General features: G+C 66.2%; 24 protein-coding genes. 12 read left to right on the forward strand and 12 right to left on the reverse strand.

Annotation, left to right across the window (positions count from 1 at the left end):
• Positions 1–268: 268 nt before the first annotated feature.
• Positions 269–1,879, forward strand: a complete 1,611-nt coding sequence (locus tag ACOZ4H_RS02235) for a methyl-accepting chemotaxis protein (protein ID WP_424327778.1) — start codon at positions 269–271, stop codon at positions 1,877–1,879.
• Positions 1,879–3,225, forward strand: coding sequence for an ATP-binding protein (locus tag ACOZ4H_RS02240; protein ID WP_424327779.1), 1,347 nt, complete (start codon positions 1,879–1,881; stop codon positions 3,223–3,225). The genes ACOZ4H_RS02235 and ACOZ4H_RS02240 overlap by 1 nt, the downstream gene beginning before the upstream one ends.
• 97 nt (positions 3,226–3,322) lie before the next feature.
• Here ACOZ4H_RS02240 and ACOZ4H_RS02245 read toward each other — a convergent pair whose 3' ends face one another.
• From ACOZ4H_RS02245 to ACOZ4H_RS02270, 6 genes are all read right to left on the reverse strand, one after another.
• Entirely contained in the window at positions 3,323–3,805 is a 483-nt protein-coding gene (locus tag ACOZ4H_RS02245; RefSeq protein ID WP_424327780.1) for a DUF7519 family protein, read from the reverse strand.
• Positions 3,802–5,058 carry a DUF58 domain-containing protein gene (locus ACOZ4H_RS02250; protein ID WP_424327781.1) on the reverse strand — a complete coding sequence of 419 codons (1,257 nt, stop codon included), beginning with the start codon at positions 5,056–5,058 and terminating at the stop codon, positions 3,802–3,804. Before ACOZ4H_RS02250 ends, ACOZ4H_RS02245 begins: the two co-directional genes overlap by 4 nt.
• Entirely contained in the window at positions 5,055–5,582 is a 528-nt protein-coding gene (locus tag ACOZ4H_RS02255) for a DUF7269 family protein (protein WP_424327782.1), read from the reverse strand. The genes ACOZ4H_RS02250 and ACOZ4H_RS02255 overlap by 4 nt, the downstream gene beginning before the upstream one ends.
• On the reverse strand, positions 5,579–6,292 hold the full coding sequence (locus ACOZ4H_RS02260; RefSeq protein ID WP_424327783.1) for a DUF4129 domain-containing protein: 714 nt from the start codon (positions 6,290–6,292) through the stop codon (positions 5,579–5,581). Before ACOZ4H_RS02260 ends, ACOZ4H_RS02255 begins: the two co-directional genes overlap by 4 nt.
• Before the next feature lie 248 nt (positions 6,293–6,540).
• A complete protein-coding gene (hemB, locus tag ACOZ4H_RS02265) occupies positions 6,541–7,521 on the reverse strand; it encodes a porphobilinogen synthase (RefSeq protein WP_424327784.1) in 981 nt (326 codons plus the stop codon).
• 42 nt (positions 7,522–7,563) lie between these two features.
• The gene (locus ACOZ4H_RS02270; protein WP_424327785.1) at positions 7,564–8,292 is read right to left on the reverse strand and encodes a competence/damage-inducible protein A; all 729 of its coding nucleotides are present in this window, start codon (positions 8,290–8,292) and stop codon (positions 7,564–7,566) included.
• Between the two features lie 408 nt (positions 8,293–8,700).
• Between ACOZ4H_RS02270 and ACOZ4H_RS02275 the strand changes: the two genes are divergently transcribed.
• Positions 8,701–9,450, forward strand: a complete 750-nt coding sequence (locus ACOZ4H_RS02275) for a potassium channel family protein (protein WP_424327786.1) — start codon at positions 8,701–8,703, stop codon at positions 9,448–9,450.
• A 22-nt stretch (positions 9,451–9,472) separates the two neighbouring features.
• On the opposite strand, the gene ACOZ4H_RS02280 is transcribed toward ACOZ4H_RS02275, so the two are convergent.
• Positions 9,473–11,557: a (Fe-S)-binding protein gene (locus ACOZ4H_RS02280; protein WP_424327787.1), complete on the reverse strand. Its 2,085-nt coding sequence runs from the start codon at positions 11,555–11,557 to the stop codon at positions 9,473–9,475.
• 143 nt (positions 11,558–11,700) lie between these two features.
• Here ACOZ4H_RS02280 and ACOZ4H_RS02285 point away from each other — a divergent pair, with 143 nt between their 5' ends.
• Both ACOZ4H_RS02285 and ACOZ4H_RS02290 read left to right on the forward strand, forming a co-directional pair.
• Positions 11,701–12,321 (forward strand): conditioned medium-induced protein 4, encoded by a 621-nt coding sequence (locus ACOZ4H_RS02285; protein WP_424327788.1) that lies wholly within the window; start codon positions 11,701–11,703, stop codon positions 12,319–12,321.
• Positions 12,322–12,495: 174 nt separating this feature from the next.
• Positions 12,496–13,158, forward strand: a complete 663-nt coding sequence (locus tag ACOZ4H_RS02290; RefSeq protein WP_424327789.1) for a CRISPR-associated protein Cas4 — start codon at positions 12,496–12,498, stop codon at positions 13,156–13,158.
• A 30-nt stretch (positions 13,159–13,188) separates the two neighbouring features.
• On the opposite strand, the gene ACOZ4H_RS02295 is transcribed toward ACOZ4H_RS02290, so the two are convergent.
• The 3 genes from ACOZ4H_RS02295 to ACOZ4H_RS02305 are packed head-to-tail and all read right to left on the reverse strand — an operon-like array spanning position 13,189 to position 14,563.
• Positions 13,189–13,773, reverse strand: coding sequence for an L-threonylcarbamoyladenylate synthase (locus ACOZ4H_RS02295; protein ID WP_424327790.1), 585 nt, complete (start codon positions 13,771–13,773; stop codon positions 13,189–13,191).
• A gap of 2 nt (positions 13,774–13,775) precedes the next feature.
• Positions 13,776–14,285 (reverse strand): redoxin domain-containing protein, encoded by a 510-nt coding sequence (locus ACOZ4H_RS02300; RefSeq protein WP_424327791.1) that lies wholly within the window; start codon positions 14,283–14,285, stop codon positions 13,776–13,778.
• Positions 14,285–14,563 (reverse strand): glutathione S-transferase N-terminal domain-containing protein, encoded by a 279-nt coding sequence (locus tag ACOZ4H_RS02305; RefSeq protein WP_424327792.1) that lies wholly within the window; start codon positions 14,561–14,563, stop codon positions 14,285–14,287. Before ACOZ4H_RS02305 ends, ACOZ4H_RS02300 begins: the two co-directional genes overlap by 1 nt.
• Before the next feature lie 98 nt (positions 14,564–14,661).
• Here ACOZ4H_RS02305 and ACOZ4H_RS02310 point away from each other — a divergent pair, with 98 nt between their 5' ends.
• Positions 14,662–16,047, forward strand: coding sequence for a hemolysin family protein (locus tag ACOZ4H_RS02310; RefSeq protein WP_424327793.1), 1,386 nt, complete (start codon positions 14,662–14,664; stop codon positions 16,045–16,047).
• Between the two features lie 50 nt (positions 16,048–16,097).
• Positions 16,098–16,469 (forward strand): cupin domain-containing protein, encoded by a 372-nt coding sequence (locus ACOZ4H_RS02315; protein WP_424327794.1) that lies wholly within the window; start codon positions 16,098–16,100, stop codon positions 16,467–16,469.
• Positions 16,470–16,499: 30 nt separating this feature from the next.
• On the opposite strand, the gene ACOZ4H_RS02320 is transcribed toward ACOZ4H_RS02315, so the two are convergent.
• Positions 16,500–16,712, reverse strand: coding sequence for a hypothetical protein (locus tag ACOZ4H_RS02320; protein ID WP_050037233.1), 213 nt, complete (start codon positions 16,710–16,712; stop codon positions 16,500–16,502).
• 113 nt (positions 16,713–16,825) lie between these two features.
• Between ACOZ4H_RS02320 and ACOZ4H_RS02325 the strand changes: the two genes are divergently transcribed.
• From ACOZ4H_RS02325 to ACOZ4H_RS02335, 3 genes are all read left to right on the forward strand, one after another.
• The gene (locus tag ACOZ4H_RS02325) at positions 16,826–17,140 is read left to right on the forward strand and encodes a hypothetical protein (protein ID WP_424327795.1); all 315 of its coding nucleotides are present in this window, start codon (positions 16,826–16,828) and stop codon (positions 17,138–17,140) included.
• Positions 17,141–17,170: 30 nt separating this feature from the next.
• Positions 17,171–17,584, forward strand: a complete 414-nt coding sequence (locus ACOZ4H_RS02330; protein WP_050007750.1) for a polyketide cyclase — start codon at positions 17,171–17,173, stop codon at positions 17,582–17,584.
• A 120-nt stretch (positions 17,585–17,704) separates the two neighbouring features.
• On the forward strand, positions 17,705–17,911 hold the full coding sequence (locus tag ACOZ4H_RS02335) for a hypothetical protein (RefSeq protein ID WP_424327796.1): 207 nt from the start codon (positions 17,705–17,707) through the stop codon (positions 17,909–17,911).
• Here ACOZ4H_RS02335 and ACOZ4H_RS02340 read toward each other — a convergent pair.
• A complete protein-coding gene (locus ACOZ4H_RS02340) occupies positions 17,908–19,194 on the reverse strand; it encodes a CobW family GTP-binding protein (protein WP_424327797.1) in 1,287 nt (428 codons plus the stop codon). The two genes, ACOZ4H_RS02335 and ACOZ4H_RS02340, sit on opposite strands and share 4 nt — an antisense overlap.
• Before the next feature lie 145 nt (positions 19,195–19,339).
• Here ACOZ4H_RS02340 and ACOZ4H_RS02345 point away from each other — a divergent pair, with 145 nt between their 5' ends.
• Together ACOZ4H_RS02345 and ACOZ4H_RS02350 are read left to right on the forward strand one after the other, a co-directional pair.
• Positions 19,340–19,636: a hypothetical protein gene (locus ACOZ4H_RS02345; protein ID WP_004959670.1), complete on the forward strand. Its 297-nt coding sequence runs from the start codon at positions 19,340–19,342 to the stop codon at positions 19,634–19,636.
• Positions 19,636–20,610 (forward strand): ArsA family ATPase, encoded by a 975-nt coding sequence (locus ACOZ4H_RS02350; protein ID WP_424327798.1) that lies wholly within the window; start codon positions 19,636–19,638, stop codon positions 20,608–20,610. Before ACOZ4H_RS02345 ends, ACOZ4H_RS02350 begins: the two co-directional genes overlap by 1 nt.
• The last annotated feature ends 106 nt before the right edge of the window (positions 20,611–20,716 follow it).

Here is a 20,716-nt window from a genome sequence, read left to right on the forward strand (position 1 = left end):
TAAGGTTGTTCTCCGTCAAGAAAGTCCGTATATGCACACTGGAATTTTGGACGTTTGTTGACCCCAGTTCCGGCCGGAGGGGACCAAATAGGCCGTTTTTGCTTGCGCGCGCTGTCGTCTGGCGGGTGTTGCCAGCGACAACAGGGTTATATCTCGCGACCACAGATCCGGATATAGTATAAATGTCCGGAAAACAGTGGAGAGACGTGGTACAAAGTACCGACAAACTGTACAAATTGATTATATGTCGGAGTGGATCTATCTGATTATGGCTTCGGACCACTACCCCTCCGTTCCGGACCAGTCGACGGCCGTGACAGAGGAACGGGCAGTCGCGAACGCACAGGGCGCACTGGACGTCGTCCAGGCGGCGTCGGCGACCGTCGGCGAGCAGCTCGCGGCGATTGACGACCGCGCAACGGCACAGGCGACCGACGCACAGTGGATCGCTGACGAAGTCTCGTCGCTTTCGGCCACAATCGAAGAGATCGCTGCGACCGCGACCGAGGTCAGCGAGCAGAGCCAGCGGGCAACGGACGCGGCAAACGACGGGCGGGAGGCCGCATCCGACGCCATCGAGTCGATGGACGAGGTCCGCGAACTGGGCCAGGCAGTCGCCACGGAGGTGGCCGCCCTGCAGGACCGGGTCGACCGTATCGCCGATGCACTGGCCGGCATCGACCGTATCGCCGACCAGACCAACATGCTCGCCCTGAACGCCTCTATCGAGGCGGCGCGGGCGGGGGACACCACCGATACAGACGGGTTCGCCATCGTTGCAGACGAAATCAAGGGGCTTGCCGAGGAGTCCCAGCAGCAGGCCGAGGAAATCGAAACGACGCTGGCTGCGGTTCGGGACGCCACAGACGACACCGTTGACCAACTCGACGAAGCCATCGACGGAATCGATGCCGGGGCCGAGCAGGTCACCACGGCGATGGCGCGGCTCGACGACGTGGCCGACACCGTCGCTGAGACGGCCGACGGTATCGCGTCCGTCTCGGCGGCGACCGACGAGCAGGCGACGACGAGCGAAGCCGTCGCCCAGCGGTGTGAGACGGTCTCGGACCGCGCCGCCGCCATCGAAGACGACCTCTCGGAGATACGCGCCGCCCGCTCCGAGCAGACCGCGATGCTGGACGAGATTGACGACGTACTCGCCGCTGCAGAGGCTGACCGGCAGGACCGTCTGGCGGACGCACCGACAGTCCCGACCGGTATCGACGGCCTCGACGACCTCTGTGGCGGCGGGCTCGTCATGGGCGGCCAGGCCGTCCTTCGGTACGCCGACGGGACGCAGGTCGCCGGTGCCATCGCTCAGTTGTGCGCGACGGCCGTCGCCGCCGGCCGGGCGGTCTCGCTGACGCCGCCACCGTCCCTGGACCGGTCGACGCTGGCCGCCGCGTTCGCGGCGACCGACCGTTCGCTCGAGGATGCCCTCGACGACGACGCCCTGTTCATCCTCGATACCTTCGGGAACTGGGACGCCCGGTACAACGTGTTCGACCTCGAACGGACCTCGCTGGCTGCCGCCAACGAGACGACGGCCACCAGACGGGACGCCCCGCTGGTCATTGTCGGAAACATTCAGGGCGAGATACGGATGATGGGCGAACAGGCGGCCAGAGAAGCCCGGTACGAGAACGACGACGGCGTCTTCGACCCTCACGACACAGTAGTCAACGTCATCAACGACGACGCGGTCCCGGCCACGCTCGGGGCGTTCTACTCGGGCGCTGCCGACCAGGAACTCACGCTGGCACGGACTGACGGCCGCGAGTACCTGACGCTCACGGCCTCGCCGCGTGGCACTGTGGGTGAGAAACAGCCGGTATCACAGCTGTCGAGCCCACCCTTCCTCCGAGTCCGAGACGACTGATGTTCGGCATCGACGACACTGGTCGGTTCACGTTCGCGACGGACGAGTTCGCCGCACTGCTCGGCCGGACGCCTGACGAACTTGTCGGGACACCTGTTGAAGCGGTCGTCGCAGCCGAGGACCGCGAGACACTGGCCACAGCGAGACAGGCCGTCAGCAGCGCGCCGGGCCGGCTGACCAGAACCTGCCAGGTTACGCTCCCGCAAAGCGATCTTCCTGGTCCAGTTCCGGTTGAGCTCACGACGGCGGCCGACGGGTCCGTCGTCGGCTCGCTCTGTCGAACGGCCGAGACGGCCGACCCCTTTCAGTACTTGTTCGACCTCATCCAGGACGCGGTCGTCGGGTTCGAAATCGTCAATTTCGTCCCGATTGTGCGAACGGTCAACCCCGCGTTCGTCGAAACCTTCGGGTACGACCGGGACGAGATCGTCGGCGAACCGCTCAACGACTACATCGTCCCCGGCGACCGCGTCGAGGAGGCAGTCAACTACGACCAGCGGACGGCCGCCGGCGAAATCAACTACGCCGTCGTCTCGCGGAAGACGGCCGATGGCTGCCGCGAGTTCATATACCGCGGAGTCCCGTACGACACGGCCGACGGCCGTCGCTGCGGGTTCGCGATGTACACGGATGTGACAGACAGCAGGCGGCAAAAGCGGCGACTCCGCGTGCTTCACCGCGTCCTGCGGCACAATCTCCGTAACGAACTCTCTGTCGTGTTCGGGATGTCCGAATACGTCCGTGCCCACGCAGCCGACTCGTCCGTCTCGCTGGCCGCGTCTCGCGCCCTCGACGCGGCTGACCGTCTCGCCGCCGTCAGCGAAAAGGCCCGTAGCGTCGAAACCGCGCTCGACGGGGAATCCGACCAGTCGGTCGACGCGGCGGCGCTGGCTCGGTCCGTCGCCGACAGTTACCGCCCCGACGTACCCGTCGAAACGGCGCTTCCAAGAACACTCCCCGTCACCGGTGGGGCGGCTGTCTACGACGCGCTCGACAACCTCGTCGAGAACGCGGTCAGACACACACCCGAGGGCACAGCCGTCCGAATCACAGCCGAGCGGGCCGGTGGAGACGCGTTCGTCCGCGTTCTCGACGACGGCCCCGGTATCCCTGCGGTCGAACGGGCCGTCGTGTTCGAGGACGAGGACATCACTAATCTCCAGCACGGGAGCGGCCTGGGTATCTGGCTCGCTCGGTGGGTCGCCGAAGCGGCCGGCGGCGGCATCGAGTACGAACGGGCCGACGGATGGACGACCGTCTCACTCAGGCTTCCGCTCTCCGATGCTGACGACGTACTTATGCTGGCTGATACCCCAGAATCCGAGACTGGACCGACGCCGAAGTGATATCCGTACTGTCCCGCCCCCTGTGACGCTCACATTGGCTGTGCTGTTGTTCCAGTAGCGATAGCCAGCCGTGAGCGAGTGGGGAACCTCAGGGACGCTATCGCCTGAGCGCCGCGGTCAGCGCGATTGCGCCCAGCACGACGCTTGCCAGCGCCAGCGGCGACAGCGGCGGCACGTCGAGCTGAAAGAGCAGGGTCGTCACCACGACGGCTCCCCCGACCAGCCCTGTCGTCCCCGCGACGTGCGTGAGTTCGACGGGCGTCCCGGGAGCCGTTCCGAGGTCCGCATAGAGGTCGATAGCCGCGTGTGCGAACGTCCAGGCCAGCACCGTCGCGCCGCCGGCGACCAGCACCGTCGTCGTCGTTGCCCCCTGGAGAGCGGCCACCAGCAGCGCCAGGAACAGCGATGCGCTGGCACCGTCGACCAGCCGTCCGGACTGGATCAGTTGCCCACCGGCAAGCAGGACCACGCCGACGAGGGCGGCGGCGGTCGAGACTGCGCTGATGCCGGCGACGAACAGCGTCACGACGCCCGCCGTCAGCGCCGCACCGCCACAGACGGCTCCGGTTCGCGGTATCATTGGCCACCTCGCCAGGCCCGTTCAGTGACCTGTTCCAGCGGCTCAGTTGCGGGCCAGTCGTGGACGGCGATGCCGGCGGCTCGCAACCGTCGGAGCCGTTCGCGGCGTTCGAGCCGCGCCAGCCGGTGGCCCGCCGTGTCCGTCGCGGTCGGGTCGGGGCTCAGGACCGTCACCGGGTGACCGCTGGCGGCGAGTCGACGGACCAGCGCCTCGCTGTCGTCGTCACACAGCGGGCCGAGGAAGACGACGTTCGCCGCCGTCGGCAGTTGTGCGATGAGCCTGGTCGTGTCCGGCGTTCGGGTGACCGATGTCGCGGCGAAGGCGCGGTCGGTCCTGAGCAGGTCCCGGGCCCGTTGCTGGTGGGCGGTGCTCGTACCTGGTGCGAGCCACGCTCCGTGTGGCGAGTACGCCGCGACGCCGACCTCGTGGCCGTCCTCCGGGAGCCCCTCGACGAGGGCGACGGCGGCCATCGTCGACCGCTCGATCGCCGTCTCGGCGTCCGGTCGCGGCGCGAGGGCGGCGGCCGACCTGGCGTCGACGACCACCACGACCGTCGCGGACTGCTCGCGGCGGAACTCGACGGTCCGCAGGTCGCCGGTCCGGGCGTACTGGTTCCAGTCGACGCGCGAAAGGGGGTCGTTCGAGCGGTGCTCTCTGACCGCGTAGAAGGAGACCCCCTCGCCGCCCTCGTCGACGGGGACCGTCCCGGGCCGGCGGGCCACTGCCGGGACCAGTGGCAACAGCGCCGAACTGGCCGGCTGCTCCCAGGTGACGGTGTCGGGTTCGGCCGTGACGCGAGTCCGTCGGGCGACGACGCCGACCACGTCCCTGACGACGACTGTCGCCGGGTCGAACACGCAACGGTCGGTCCCGCCGGTGATCTCGTAGGTAATCGTCGTCGACGCGCCGGGTCGCAGCGCCGTCCCCAGCGACGCCGACCCCTCGACCACCCGAACGGAGTCGGGCACGCCGTCGGCGAGCCGGAGGTCCGGAATCGTCCGTGATCCGTCGTTGCGGACGGTCAGCGCGACGGTCACCCGCTCGCCGAGTGCCGGATCAGTCGGCGTGATTGACCGCTGTATCGACACGTTCGCCGCCGGCGGGACAGCGACGCGGTCGTACGCGCTCAGCGTGACCCCGAGCCCGCCGAGCAACACGAGCGATGGGACCTGGCCCACCAGCCCGACGCCGACGGCGATCAGCGCGGCCCCGGCCAGCCCGAACCAGCGCCCAGTGCGGTGGGTCTCGCTCATCGCTCCTCGTCGCGCCGCCGGAGTTCAGCCGTCGCGTGGGCGACACGCCGCTGGAACGGGTGAACGCCCGAGAGCCACCCGGACAGCCGCGCCCGGAGCGATATCGGCGTCCCGTCGAACAGTTTCCGAGCCGGCTCCCTGTCCGTCCACGCGCCGGACCGGAGCGCGTCCGTTGCTTCGTCGGGAGAGAGCCCGTCACGCCGGAGGACGGTGACAGCGATCCCCTCGACGCGCCGCCGGATGGCTTCCTGTCCGGCCCCGGACTGCAGCGCCTCGTCGATATCGTCGCCGGGGACCGTGACGTACTGGCTGTCAGTGTCGGGCAGCGCCACGCCGCGTTCGCTGTCGAGGGAACGAACGAGGAGTGCGAGGAGCGCGACGCCGCCAGCGAAGACGGCCACGGCGAGGACTGGGAGGTCCGAGACAGCGCCCGAGGGCAACAGCGGCGCGCCGAGGGCGGCGAGTCCGACGCCGATTGCTGTCGCGACGAGGCCGAGCGCCAGCGGGACCCGACGGAGCGTCACGCGTCGGCCTCCCCCGCGGACTCGTCGGCGTCTTTGTCCTCAGAAGCCACGTCGTCGGGACTCGCCGCGATATCGTCTGCGTTGTCGGCGGCCCGTTCCAGCGCCTCGCGGGCCTGGGACTCCAGGACGGCGTCCGGCCGCTCCCGGCCGTAGCGAACCCGCTCGAACACCGACCTGAGCGAGGCGACGGCGTCGGGGTCGGCACCGGCCGCCGCTGCGTCCGCTTCGACCTCACCCGGCGTCGACGCGTCGTCGCCTGCCGTCACCGCGTCTTCGAGGGCGGCCCACGCGCGGTACACGTCGTTGGTGAGCGGAACGTCGATTTCAGCCGCGCTGTGCGAGGGGTTTCTTACGGAATCCGTCGTTGCGACGGCCGGCGTCTCGCCACCCGCCTCGTCGATTGTCCGGCTCTGGCCGGCCAGCCGCCAGAGGACGACAAGCCCGACCGCGAGGCCGACAGCGAGCGCACCGACTGCCGGGGCGGGGACGCTCGGCAGCAGCGCGCGGGCACCGTTCTCGCTTTCGGGCGGGTCGATGCTACCTGGCGGGTCGCTGAGACCCTGTCCGTCGGGGTTGTCGATCTCGCTGTCGTCCCGGCTCATCTCCGCCCGGTCGGACCCGGTGGCAGCGTCGAGACTCGCGGCTCCGACGCTGAACGACAGCAGCGCAATCGCGGCGACAACCGCCACGAGGAGGGACTGTCGCTGCATACAGCCATTCCGCTCCTGGCACATGAATAGGTTAGGGACCTGTCGCTTACCGTGAGTCCCTGCTGGGGCGATTCGAACAGCCAGAAAGCCCCTCGCGGATCACTTCGGTGCCCGCTCACGCGATGCGAGGGCGAACACAGTGAACCCCCGCAGCGCTCGGCCCCTTTCAGTCCCGTGGTCAGTCGGCTTCGGGCGGGACTGAAAGGGGATTGCTGGCTGTTCGGCGTACTAATTCGAAAATATCCGAATTAGAGTTCGTCTGCGAGGTCTTCGGCGAAGTAGGTCAGAATGAGGTCCGCGCCGGCGCGTTTGATGGACAGCAACGACTCGTAGGCGACCGCTTCGAGGTCGAGCCAGCCCTTCTCGGCGGCGGCGTGCAACATCGCGTACTCGCCGGAGACGTTGTAGGCGGCGACGGGATGGTCGTAAGACTCCCGGATTTCCTTGACGATGTCCAGATACGGCAATGCAGGCTTGACCATCAGCACGTCCGCGCCCTCCTCGACGTCGAGGTCGACCTCGCGGCGGGCCTCGCGTGCGTTCGCGGGGTCCATCTGGTAGTGTCGCCGGTCGCCGAAGGCCGGCGCGCCGTCCGCGGCGTCACGGAACGGGCCGTAGAAGGCCGACTCGTACTTCGCGGCGTAGCTCATGATGGGCACGTCGGTATTCCCCTGGGCGTCCAGCGCCTCCCGAATCGCGCCCACCATGCCGTCGATCATACCCGACGGCGCGACCATGTCGGCCCCGGCCGCGGCGTGGCTCGTAGCGGTTTTCCCAAGCAGGTCAAGCGTCTCGTCGTTGCGAACCGTCAGCCGCGGGTCCGCGGCGGCGTCGTCTTCGAGGACGCCGCAGTGGCCGTGGTCGGTGTACTCACAGAGACAGACGTCCGTGATGACGTAGGCGTCTGTCGCGCTGGTAATCCGTCGCGTCGCCTCTTGGACGACGCCGTCCTCGGCCCAGGCGCGGCTCCCGCGCTCGTCTTTCGATTCGGGGACGCCGAACAGCATCACCGCTTCGACACCGGTTTCGAGAATCTCCTCGACGCGGTCGACCGCTTCGTCGACGGGGACCCGTTCGTGGCCCGGCATCGTCTCGATGGGGACGCGCTCCTCGGTCGTCGCGTCCACGAACACCGGCGCGATGAGGTCCGAGGCGGAGAGGTCTGTCTCGCGTACCAGCGGTCGCACGCCGTCGGTTCGCAGGCGGCGCGGGCGCTGTGTCAGGTTCATACTGCCTTTTCAGTCCGTGGCCGGCATCAACCCACCGCTTACTTACTCCGTCTCGATTCGCTCGCGGAGCCAGGCAGCCGCGTCGGCAACGGTTGCCGGGTCGTCGCCGGTGATCTTCACCCGCCCCGGCGTGTCATCCTTGCGCGGATAGCTCCCGACGGCTACCTCGAACTGTTCGCGGGCCGCCGTGATGTGGGTGACGAGCGCGCCCTCTGGCGCGGGCGTGTGAATCGTTTTCGTCGTCCGGTCGCCGTCGAACTCGTCGGCGATGGTTTCGTACATCGCCTTCAGTTCCTCGGGGATACCCGGCAGGACGTACACGCGGTCGATGACACAGCCGGCGGCGAAGCTCTCGTCGGTCAGCAGCGCCTGCCCGCCCTCGGGGATGGACGCCCACGCGTCGAGGTCCAGATCCATGTCGTAGCGGTCCACCAGTTCGGGGTTGTCGTCGGCGAACTGCTCGGCCTTCGCTTCGAGATGTGCCCGAACGTCGTCGGGAACGACGAGTTCTCGGCCGAACGCCCGTGCCACGGCGGCCTTTGTTATGTCGTCTGGCGTCCCGCCGATGCCGCCGGTGACGATAACCGCGTCGAAGGCATCGTGATATCGCGCCACAGCGTCGGCGATGACCGCCTCGTCGTCGGGCACGGTCAGGACGCGAGTAACGCTCGCGCCGGCCGCCGTGAGTTGGCGGCCCAGCCACGACGCGTTCGTGTTCTCCGTGTCGCCAGCGAGCAGTTCGTCACCGACGGTGAGCAGTGCGACCTCCATCATTCCGCTGTGAGAGTCTGCCAGCGTTAAGGGTTTGGCTGGCGCGGCCGTGGAGACACGCTCCGACGCTACCTCCTCTCGATGACCCGAATATGCCAATGGTGTATAATGACATTAAATCTAGTCTAGCCATATTCCGGTAACATACATATACTGGGTTCGGTAAAGCAGACGTATGGTACTTGTCAGCAATTGTGTCGACTGCGTCAAACGCGTCTACCCTGAGCGGAGCCGGACACCGAACACAGACCGTGACAGCACCGCACCGGCCGACGAAACAACCACGACACCCGCTGGGACACTGACAGACTGACGCCAGCGGCGGTAAACTGCGTCGGCCTGACGTCGAAACCAGAGCCAACCGCGGTGTCGCGTCGTAACGGCAGATATCAGTAGACAGCTACAGCAATGGAACGCAGCGTTCGCAGCACAGGCAGGGACCGGTCGCTGCTCCGTCGGCTTTCCAGACCGGTTCTCGCGTTCGTTGGACTCGTCGCCGCCGGTGTGATCGGATTCGTCGCGCTGGGCGGCGTCGGTGTCATCAACGCCCTGTTCTGGCTGCTCGACCCCACCAGCATCGAACTCCATTTTCAGACCCACGACGGCCCCGCGACGCTGGTCAAGGGCTACGCTATCGTGGTGTTGACCGGCCTCGTCGTCGCCGGACTGTGGACCGGTGAAACAGTGCTATCGGCCGCCTTCGGCGGCCAGATTCAGGCGGAACTCACACGCATGCAAATCGCCCAACGACTCGAAGAACTGGACGACCACGTCGTCGTCTGTGGCTACGGGACGTTCGGACAGACCGTCGCGGAGCAGATCGGCGACACGGACACCCAGGTAGTGGTCATCGAACAGCAGACAGAACAGTACGAACGGGCGCTTGACGACGGCCATCTCGCGCTGGAGGCCGATGCGAGCCGCGAGGATGCGCTGACGGACGCGGGTATCAAACGCGCCGACACAGTCATCGGCGCGATTGACGATACGAACGCGAACATCCAGATTGCGGTACTGGCCAGCCAGCTTGCACCTACCGTCCGGCTCATCGTTCGGGCCGGCGACCAGCAGGACGAGACAGTGGCCCGCCGCGTGGGCGCGGACGAAGTGATAATCCCCGAAGTCGTCAGCGGGAAGCAGGTCTGTGAGCGTCTGTAAGCCGGACCCCTGTGCCTGTCGGTCAGGGTCTCGCCCCGACCGCCTCGGCCAGCAACTCGGTGACCCCGACGATTTCCAGATCGTCCTCGTAGCCGCCGGTTTTGCGCCCGTCCTCGTACATCGTCATGCACATCGGGCAGGCGACGACGAACTTCTCGACGGCCGCGCCCGCCTCGGTGTCTTCGAGGGCCTCGCGCAGGCGTTCCTCGCTGGGTTTCGTCTCCTCTTCGAGGTCCATCCAGAGGCCGCCGCCGCCACCGCCACAGCAGAAGGAGTCGTCGCGGTTCCGTGGCATCTCGTGGAGGTCTGCGCCGGTGGCCCGGATGAGGCCCCGCGGGGCTTCGAACTCGCCGTTGTACCGCCCGAGGTGACAGGGGTCGTGGTAGGTCACAGTGTAGTCAAGCTCCGACCCGGAGAGGCCCAGCGAATCCGAGCTGGCGAGGTCGGCGACGACCTGCGTGTAGTGGAACACGTCGTCATCGTCCCACTCACAGGCCTCGAACGCGGGGTACTCGTTCATGAACGTGTTGTAGGCGTGGGGGTCCGTCGTGACGATCGAATCGAACTCACAGTCCAGCATCGCCGCGGCGTTGTCCTCGACGAGCATCTCGTAGAGTCCCTCCTCGCCGACGCGGCGCACGTCGTTGCCATCGGTCTGCTCGGCCTCGTAGAGGATGCCGTAGTCCACGTCGGCGGCCTCGAAGACGTGAGCCAGCGCGCGTGCTATCTTCTGATTGCGCTCGTCGTAGCTGGGGTAGTCACCGACGTACCAGAGGTATTCGACCGGTTCGTCGCGGGCGTCCGGGACCTCGAAGTCGAGGTCGTCGGTCCAGTCCGGACGGGCGCGTTCGGGGTCGCCGAAGGTGTTGCCGTGCTGGAACACGTTCATCATCGCGTCCTGGACGTGTTCGTCCATCTCACCGGCCTCGGTGAGCCGGCGGTTCATCTCGGTGAACTGCGTGACGTGTTCGATGTCGACCGGGCAGGCGTCCATGCAGGCCATACAGGACATGCAGGACTCCATCGTGTGAGCATCGATGACTGAAGTCCCGCCGTCGGCGATGATCGGCACGTCCTCGCCGCCGGCGTCGCGCTCCTCGCGGTAGCGTTTCAGGTCGAGGATGACGTTCCGCGGATCAAGCGGCCGCCCGGACGCCTTCGCCGGACAGACCGAGGAACAGCGGCCGCACTTGGTGCAGGCGTCGTGGTCGAGCAACTGCTTCCAGGAGAAGTCGTCGATGTCGCTGGGGCCGATGTCCTCGGGGCTGGCGTCGCTCGGCACGCCCGGAAGTCGCACGCCGGCTTTCTCGTCGCGAGCGACGAGGTTGGCAAACGACGAGAGCATGTGGAACGGCTTCGCGTACGGAATCCAGGCGACGAACCACAGCGCGACCAGCGAGTGGCTCCACCAGACGAACGGGTACGCGCCCGCTGCCATCTCTGGCGTCATCCCAGCCATGACGAGCACTTCTTTGACCGACCAGCCGACGAAGCTCACCGTCTCGAAGGAGACGTCCCGAACCGTCGAGGTGCCGAGAATCCGGATGCCTTCGGTGATGTAGCCGCCGACGCCCAGCACGAACAGCGCGCCCAGAAACAGGTCGTCCTCGCGGGAGGTGTGGCGGTCGTGGAGGCGGTCAAGCTTGCGGCCGTAGCGCCGCCACAGCGCGACACCGACGCCGACGACGAACAGCAGCCCCATCGCGTCCATCACGAACGAATAGGAGAGGTAGAACCGGCCGACAAAGAAGGATTCACCGGTCAGCGGCCGATAGAGGTCCATGTCGATACCCAGAATCGTCGTCCCGATGAGCAGCGTCAGAAAGCCCCAGACGATGAACGCGTGCATCACGCCAGCGACGGTGTCGCGGTCCAACTGCTTCCGGTTCGACAGGGCCAACTGCGCCGCCGCGACCGTCCGCTGTGGCAGGTCGTCCAGCCGCTCGAAGGGGTCCTCGCTGCCCCGGGCGTAGCGGGTGACGCGGTCGTACACGCCGTACAGAAAGACGATGACGGCGAGCGCTGCGAGATAGTAGAACAGCGCTTTCCCCACGTCGCCGATGCGCCAGAACGTCGGGCGCGTAGTCGTCTGGAGTATAGATGACATACGGTAACACGTGTTTCGTGTCCGCTTAAATCTTGCCACGCCCCTCCGCCGTCCTGCGAGAATTAGATAACTGTTGAAAGTTTCTTCTCGTTACGTTGTCCATCCGACAGATATATGACCCTCGAGACGTAGTTTGATGTTCGATGGACGAGAAGACCGAAGAACTCCGTGACATCTTCATGGACGTCTCCGACGAGGGGGCTGTGACGGAGTCTCAGGAAGCGTCGAGAGGGTCCCTGGCCGATACTGACGAGACCGGTGTCGCGGACCGACTCGGTGATGTCATCGCGCGGATGCGCGAGCGGTACGAGTTCCGAACCGAACTCGCCGACGAGGCCCTGGTGACAGTGGTCCGACTGTTCTACGAGGGGAGCGACGACGCGACCATCGCAGCCGAGACCGGCGCGGACGAGTCCGATGTGGTCGAGGCGCGACTGGACCTGCATCTCCTCCGCGACGAGGACACAGAGGCACCGTTCGACCTGGCCGAGTTCCGCCGTCGCGTCGCCGACGACGACCCGTCCGTCGCCGACCTCGCCGACGAGTTCGACATCGACGAGTTCTGGGCCGCCCACTACCGTCGCGTCGTCGCCGCACAGGACGCCGCGCGCCGGGTCTCCCACCGATTCCAGAGCGAGTTCGAGGACGTGCTCACCGACGCCGGGCTGTCGACACAGCACGCCGCCGCCCTCCGCGAAGACGGCCTCGACGAGGCCACCGAGGACATAGACTCGCTTGATTCCGGCGCTGACGTGTCGATGTGACTCTGGGTGTTTTTTATATTGGCTGTCAGTTCTACGGGTAGCGTTTAGTTAGTGAATAGAAGTCACGAACAGCCAGCCGGGGCTTTCTGGCTCTCTCCGGTCCTGATTGCGAAACTAAACACTACCGTTCTACCCGCCGAACCTTCTTGTAGGAGAACACGACCACGCAGGGCCATGCCGACCCACACGTTCAGAGAACTGGAAACGGCCGCCTACTGCCCCCGGAAGCTCTACTACCGTCGCCGCGACGGGGCGAGCGAGATCCCCGACGAGATTGAGTCGGTTCGCCGGCTCGCCCGTGATTACGAGCGGCTGCTGACCGACGACGCCGCCCTGCTGGCAGCCCCCATCGAAGTGGGTCCGGACGAGTATCGCGACCGCCTCAGAGGGCTTCGAGAGCGCCTGGCTGACTGGGACGCGCTGGTCGCCCCGGCGGCGACCGATGCGTATCTCGAAGGGAAGGACGCCCGCGGTATCGCACACAAGGTCGTCGCCGGGCGGGACGGTCCGGTCCCGTCGCTCGTCTTCGCCGGTCGGCCGCCCGAGGACGGTGTCTGGGAACCCCAGACCGTGCGGTTGGTCGCCGCCGCGAAGGCGCTCTCCTGGGAGCGCGAGCGTGATATCGACATCGTCTACGCGGAGTATCCGGCGTACGGCGTAATCCGACGTATCGACGTGAACGCACGGCGGGCCGGCGTCTACCGTCGCGCGGTCAGAACCGCCGACAGTATCGACGGGCCGCCGGGCCGGGTCCGAAACGACGCCAAATGCAAGCCCTGTGAGTTCAGTGACGATTGCGGGGTGCAAACGCGGTCGCTACGGTCGCTGCTACGCTAAGGCGGACAACTGCCCGGACAGCGGCGAGTGTCAGCCCCGGTCTTCGAGCCACGACTCGACGGCGTCGGCGTGTGCGCCGCGGCGGTGAATCGTCCCGCTGTCGACGTTCACGACCGTCGAACCGGTCCCGCCGTCGGTTTCGCCGGCGTCGAGCACGACGGCGGCGCGCTCCCGGATGGCGTCGAGGTCTGCGACGGACCGGGCACTGGGATTCCCGGAGATGTTGGCGCTGGTGGCGGTTAGCGGACCGGTCTCGGCGAGCAGTTCGAGCGCGAGGTCGTGGTCGGGGACCCGGACCCCGACGCGGTCCCGGCCGGCGACCAGCACGTCCGGGACCACGTCGCGGCGCTCGACGACGACGGTGACCGGGCCGGGGAGGAACTCTCGCATGAACGCCAGTTCGCGGTCGCTCGGACGCGTGTACTCGCGGGTGGACTCGACATCGGGGACGGCCAGCGACACCGGCTTGTCGCGCTCGCGGCCCTTCGCCTCGAACACGCGCTCGACGGCACTAGCATTGAGCGCGTCCGCACCGAGGCCGTACACCGTTTCCGTGGGATAGACGACCAGTTCTCCGTTGCGGACTGCTGCCGCAGCGTCGTCGACTGTCGCCATCGTCAGAGCTGGGCTTCGACGTCGTCGTAGTCGGGGAAGTCGGGCCACTCCTGGGCCACCCACGCGTACTCGACGGTCCGGTCGCTATCGAGGACGAACACGGACGGCCGCGGTTCCTCGATTCCGGCCATTCCGTCGAGGTCCATGTCGATGCCGTACTGCTGTGCGACGCCGTTGGCGGGGTCCGAGAACAGCCGGTAGTCCCCCTCGATCTCCCGCTCTTCGAGCAACTGCTTGTGCTCGTATGGCGTCGAGATGGAGACGCCGACGACGGTGGCCTGCTCGTGCCACGCGCGGTCGCGGATCTCGTTCCAGATGTACGTCGCCGGGAACGCGCCGTCCATCGCGTGGAACACGAGGACGACCCGGTCGCTGTCGGCACACAGCGACGAGAGCGATTCGTCCTCCCAGAACTCCTCGTTGACGAGCGGGCGCGTGAAATCCGGCGCGGTGTCGCCTTCCTCGGGGTGGTCGACCGGGTCGAGGTCGACGACGTCGAAGTCGAGATCCATCAGGCCACACCCCCAGTTGTCCCCTCGCCCTCGCCGTACGTCCGCTCCAGATACGCGACGATGTTTGCACTCTCGGACATCGTGACGCCGGTGTTCTCGTCGACGATGGCCGGGACGGTCCGTTTCCCGGAGATTCGCTTGACTACGTCGCGGTCTGAGTGCATCGGCTCGACGAACCGCGATTGATAGTCGAGGTCGTATTCGTCAAGCTTCCGGACGACGCGCTCACAGAACGGACACGCCTGCAGCCGGTACAGCGTGATGTCGGACTCGCTCATACTCTGGGCGGCGATACGCGCGAAAGCCGGGTAAGGGCTTCGCCGGCGACCCCTTCATGACAAGTCTTAATCCCCGCCCATTACAACTTCGACCGTTGATGGCCCTGGACCCACCTGTGCCGTTTGAGCTGTCTACAGCGACGCTGCAGGCTATCGAATACGCCGGCGTCACGATACCCAAAAGCGTGGTGCTGGTCGGTGGTACCGCTACTATCGCCTTCCTCATCGTGCTCTCGGCGTTCTTCTCGTCCTCGGAGATCGCGATGTTCTCGCTGCCCGCACACCGGACAGAGGCCCTCGTCGAGGACGGCGTTCCGGGCGCGAGGACGCTCAAGCAGCTCAAAGCGGATCCCCATCGCCTGCTCGTGACGATTCTCGTCGGGAACAACCTCGTCAATATCGCGATGTCCTCCATCGCGACCGGGCTGCTGGCCCTCTATCTCTCCCAGGGACAAGCCGTCGCCGTCGCGACGTTCGGTATCACCGCTATCGTGTTGCTGTTCGGCGAGAGCGCGCCCAAGAGCTACGCCGTCGAAAACACCGAGTCGTGGGCGCTGCGCATCTCCAAGCCGCTCAAGGCCGCCGAGAAGGTCCTGCTCCCGCTCATTCTGCTGTTCGACTACCTCACCCGCGTCGTCAACAAGATCACCGGCGGCCGCTCCGCCATCGAAACCTCGTATGTCACCCGCGAGGAGATACAGGACATCATCGAGACGGGCGAGCGCGAGGGCGTCCTCGACGAGGACGAACGCGAGATGCTCCAGCGTACCCTCCGATTTAACGACACCATCGCCAAGGAAGTGATGACCCCGCGGCTGGACATGACTGCTGTCGCCAAGAACGCTTCTGTCGAGGAAGCGCTGGAGACGTGTATCCAGAGCGGCCACGCCCGCATCCCCGTCTACGAGGGGAGCCTGGACAACGTCATCGGCGTCATCCACATCCGCGACCTCGTTCGGGACCTCAACTACGGCGAGGCGCTGGCCCGCGACATGGACCTCGAAGACCTCATCGAGCCGACCCTGCACGTCCCCGAGTCGAAGAACGTCGACGACCTGTTGACCGAGATGCGGGCCGAGCGCCTCCACATGGTCATCGTCATCGACGAGTTCGGGACCACCGAGGGGCTGGTGACGATGGAGGACCTGACCGAGGAAATCGTCGGCGAGATACTCGAAGGCGAGGAGGAAGAGCCCATCGAGTACGTCGACGACGACACGGTCACGGTCAAAGGCGAGGTCAACATCGAGGAGGTCAACGAGGCGCTGGACCTGGACCTGCCGGAAGGCGAGGAATTCGAGACTATCGCCGGCTTCATATTCAACCGGGCGGGCCGACTGGTCGAGGAGGGCGAGACCATCACCTACGACGGGGTCGAAATCCGCGTCGAACAGGTCGAAAACACGCGTATCATGAAGGCTCGCGTCGTCCGCCTCGAAACTGACGAAACGGAGTCGGTCGACGCCGAAGAGGTCACGGACTGAGGACGCTCGATAGCAGTCGTTTTACATCGGCTGCCGCCGACAGCGATGGCATGGGCTATCACCACCTCGCAGTCGACGATATCGAACCGACACCGGACCGACCGAGCATCCAGCGCTCCATCAGCGATGCGGTCGGCCTTGAAAAGGCAGCCGTGAACGTCTACGAGGTCGCTCCCGGTGAGGACATCCCGCTCGCGTATCACTACCACGACGACCAGGAAGAACTGTTTTACGTCCTCTCGGGCACGCTGGCCGTCGAGACGCCGGAGAAGACCTACGAGGTCAGCGAAGACGAGGTGTTCGTCGTCGAACCGGACAGCCCCCAGCGGGCGCACAACCCCGAATCGGCGACCGAGTCGGTTACGACGCTCGTCGTCGGCGCGCCCGCGGTAGACGACGTCCACCCGTACGACCCAGAGTAAGCCGAGCGTCGCGGTCGTTCCGTTGGACCGCTACTGGAGCGTGATGGCGTAGGTCAGCGCGAACAGCAGTATCGCGCCGGTCGCGACGTTGATCGCCGTGAGTTCCGCCGCGCCGATGACGCTCAGCCCCCAGACGATGGTGGCCGCAAACACCGTCGAGAGTACGACGTTCATCGCGATGAGTACCCGCGGATCACCCTGAGACCCGCTCGCCCCCTCCTCGAACCCGTTCGCGTCGCTCATGCCCACGAACACGGGCGGGACGCCCCTTAGCTCTTTGGCAGTACACACCGCCGGTCCCTGGCAAATGTGGCGGAATCGCGAAACTAAACGTCGCTGCAGTCCAACACTGGTGTATGGACGTTCGGAACCGCGACGGTGACCCGGTCGATCCGGTCCCCTTCCTCGTCTGCACCGGGATGGCGGTGCTGCTGCTGTTCTCCGTCGGACCGCTGTACGGCCTCGCGTACGGGCTTCCGGTGTGGGCCGGCCTGACCGTTGCGACAGCCGGCACCGTCGCTGTCGCCGCCGTCGCGTACCACCGACTTGTCTGGACTGCCCCGCCGCCCTGGGTACAGATAGCCCCAGAGCTTCGCTTTCAGCGCCTCATCTACATCGGCGTCGGGTTTGCCGTTCTGCTCGTTGCCGTCTCCGCCCCGCTGGCCCTGTGATTTACTACCCCGGTGTGTCTGTGGACTGGTATGCGCGAGGTCGAACGCTCTCGGTTCGTGATGGCGCGGCCGCCGGCTGTCCACCGCACGCTCTCGCCGGAGGCGGTCGTCGCGGCGGAGGGGACGTTTACCGTAACGGCCGTCGAAGAGACAGACACGGGCACGCTCGTCACCGCGGCCGGGCCGGGGATGTCGGTGCCGCTACGCTTCGAGTCCCGGGAGGACGGCCTCCGGTACACTGCCGAGGGCGAGGTCGGCCCGTTCGACCATCTGGAGACCCAAGTCATCGTTACACCGGAGGAAAACGGGTCCCGCCTCACGATGCGGTCGACCGTCTCGCTGAACCTGCCGCTGCCCTTCGCCGACCGCATCGCCGCCTGGAAGCGCGGCAACGAACTGGAGCGGGCCATCGAAGACCTGGCGGCGGACGTGCCCGGGGCGTAAGCCGGCGGGTCAACGTGCTGGGTGTCGGTACGTGGCACTGAGCGACGTGACTACCGCTGGTTGTGAGACGACTGCACACAACCACGGTACGTTTAGTAGCCGTAATTTCAATATACGATCATGAGCATCCTCGACAGCGTCAAGGAGGCACTCACGTCACAGTCGGACGCGAAGTCCCGCCCCGACGACGGGTCCAAGGGGGCGTACTGGTGTGACGACTGCAGCGTTCGCATCAGGGACGTCGAACTGGAGGGCGAGCCGGTCTGTCCGGACTGCGGCGAGGAGATGCGCTTCGAGCGCGCCTCGGGTCGTGACTGCGCCTGTTAGGGGCTCCGAATCACCGTCTCCTCGCCCTGTTCCGCCGGGAACGGACCCGTGAGTGACTCGCTGTCCGTCCATTCCTCGTCCGTGACGAGCGCGTCATCGAGCGCCGTCCGAAGGGCGTCTTCGTCGTAGTCCGTCCCGATGAACACCAGTTCCGTCCGTCGGTCGCCGTGCTCGTCGTGCCAGTCGAGTTCCGGCCGGTTCGAGCGGTACATGTCCCGCTCGACTTCGGGGAGGCTCGCAATCCAGGGTCCCTGTGCCTCGGCCCGTATCGAAGGGCCGGCCTGTCCGATGACGACGTGGCGCTCGTTGCCCGCCAGCCAGACGGTGCCCTTCGAGCGGACGACACCTGACGGGAGGTCCCGCAACGCGTCGGCGAGTCGGTCGGGGTGGAACGGCCGGCGGCGGCGGTAGGTGAAGGAGGTGACGCCGTACACCTCCTCGGGGTGCTTGTGGTCGGCGTGTCCGTGGCCGGCGTCGTCCGCATCGCCCTCGGCACCGTGGTCGTGGCCGTCTCCGCCGTGGCTGTGCCCGGCCTCGGCCAGCGCCCGCTTCCAGCCCGGCAGGTCGTTGATTTCGTGCTGGTCGAACAGCCCGCGGTCGAACAGCCGGTCGGGGTCGACCTGTGAGAAGGTCGTTCGGATAGTCTCGGCGTCTGGCTGGAGCGCCCGCACCAGTTCCTCAGCTTCGTCCAGTTCTGCGTCCGTACAGAGGTCCGTCTTGTTCATCACAACGAGGTTCGACAGTTCGACCTGTTCGACCATGAGGTCAGAGAGGGGGCGGTCGGCGTCGTCGGCCGCTGCGCCGTCGCCATCTCCGTCGGCGTTCGCTTCCACAGTACCGCGACGCTCCGGCGTCTCGCCGGCGAATGCGTCGAGGAACAGTCGGGTATCCAGCACGGTCACGAGCGTGTCGACGCGGTACAGCGCGGCCACGCGCGATTCGGTAGTGAACAGCCGCGCGACGGGGGCCGGCTCGGAGATGCCAGAGGACTCGACGACCAGCGCGTCGAAGTCCCGATTGTTCGCCAGCCGGACGACTGCCGTTTCGAGATCGTCCTGCAGTTCACAGCAGATACAGCCGTTCGAAAGCTCCGCGACGCCGTCGTCGACGTCCAGCTCTGACCCCTCGGCGATGAGTTCCGCGTCGACGTTGACGGTTCCCATGTCGTTGACGAGGACGGCGATGTCGCGGTCGCCGGCCTCGGTCAGCAGGTGGTTCAGCAGTGTCGTCTTCCCGGCCCCGAGGCTTCCGGAGAGAATCGTGACGGGAATGGTGTCGCGCATACCTCCCGTTGTGCGTCGCCTGCCTTCAAATCGCGCCTCGTTTCCGTTGGTCAAACACGACCGTTGTCTTGCCACGGCGCGTGGGCGCTGTCGACGGGTAACTGCGACAGCTTTTACTCTGTGCCTCTCGCACACACGACCCACGATGGAACTGGCCGACCGAATCGAGCGCTTTCGCCGGACGTTACGGGAGTGGGCCCGCGGACTGTACCACGGCATGATAACGCATCCGGCCTACGAGAAAATCGAGAAGGAGGCCGAGGACATCGAGGACGCGTTCATGCTGGCCTGTTTCCCCGACGCCTTCGGTATCCCGTCGCCGGTGTCGTACTACACCGCCGAACTGCTGCCCTATCTCGAAGACACCTTCGAGGCCTGGGAGCGGCGGCTGTGGGACCGGGGATCGTACATCGAACGCAAGGGCCAGCAGTACCACTTCTGATGGAACCGTTCGTCTTCTTCGGCGGCAAGGGCGGGGTCGGCAAGACCACCGTCTCCTGTGCCTACGGCGTCAAGTCCGCGCGGGCGGGTCTGGAGACGCTCGTCGTCTCGACGGACCCGGCCCACTCCGTCACGGACGTGTTCGACCAGTCGTTCAGCGACGACCCCGAATCCGTCGAGGGTATCGACGGTCTCGACGCGATGGAGATCGACCCCGAGACCGAGGCCCAGCGCCACCTCGACGGCATCCGTAACGACCTCTCCGAGCAGGTGTCGGCGGCGATGGTCAACGAGATCAACCAACAGCTAGAGATGGCCCACCAGACGCCGGGGGCCTACGAGTCGGCGCTGTTCGACCGCTTCGTCGACGTGATGCGCAACGCCGACCCGTACGACCGGGTCGTCTTCGACACCTCGCCGACCGGCAGCACGCTCCGGCTGCTCGGCCTGCCGGAGTTCCTCGAAGGGTGGATCGACCGGCTGATGCACAAACGCGAGAAGAGCATCGACCTCTTCGAGAAGGCCGCCATCGGGAACAACGAGCCCCGGCGCGTGATGGACGGCGACCCGGTGCTGGCCCGCCTGCAGGACCGCAAGGAGTTCTTCGAGTTCGCCGGCGGCGCGTTACAGTCCGACGCCGCCTTCTTCCTCGTACTCAATCCGGACCAGCTCTCGGTCAACGAGACGCGGCGCGCGATTTCCGAGATGCGAGAGCGCGACCTCTCGGTTCGCGGCCTCGTCGCGAACAAACTCACGCCCGAACCGGAGCCCGACGAGGAGGGGCGCGGGGCTCGGTATCTCCGTGACCGCGTCGCGACTGAAAACGAGCGACTGCAGGAGGTCCGCGAGACGCTCGACCCGCCGCTGGTCGCGGAAATCACGACCCGCACAGCGGAGGTGAAAGGCGACCTGCTCGACGATGTCGCCGCCGAACTCGATGTCGAGACGAACGCCGAGGCACCGACGTTCGTCTGATACGGATTGTGGGAGCGATGTACCGGTATGTATCGGCTCCGGGGTCGGCACTATCCGGAAATAATCTACAACAGCCCGCGTGAACCACCGGGTCGCCGCTCATGTA

It is taken from the genome of Haloarcula amylolytica, from assembly GCF_049705545.1.
GTDB lineage: Archaea > Halobacteriota > Halobacteria > Halobacteriales > Haloarculaceae > Haloarcula > Haloarcula amylolytica_B.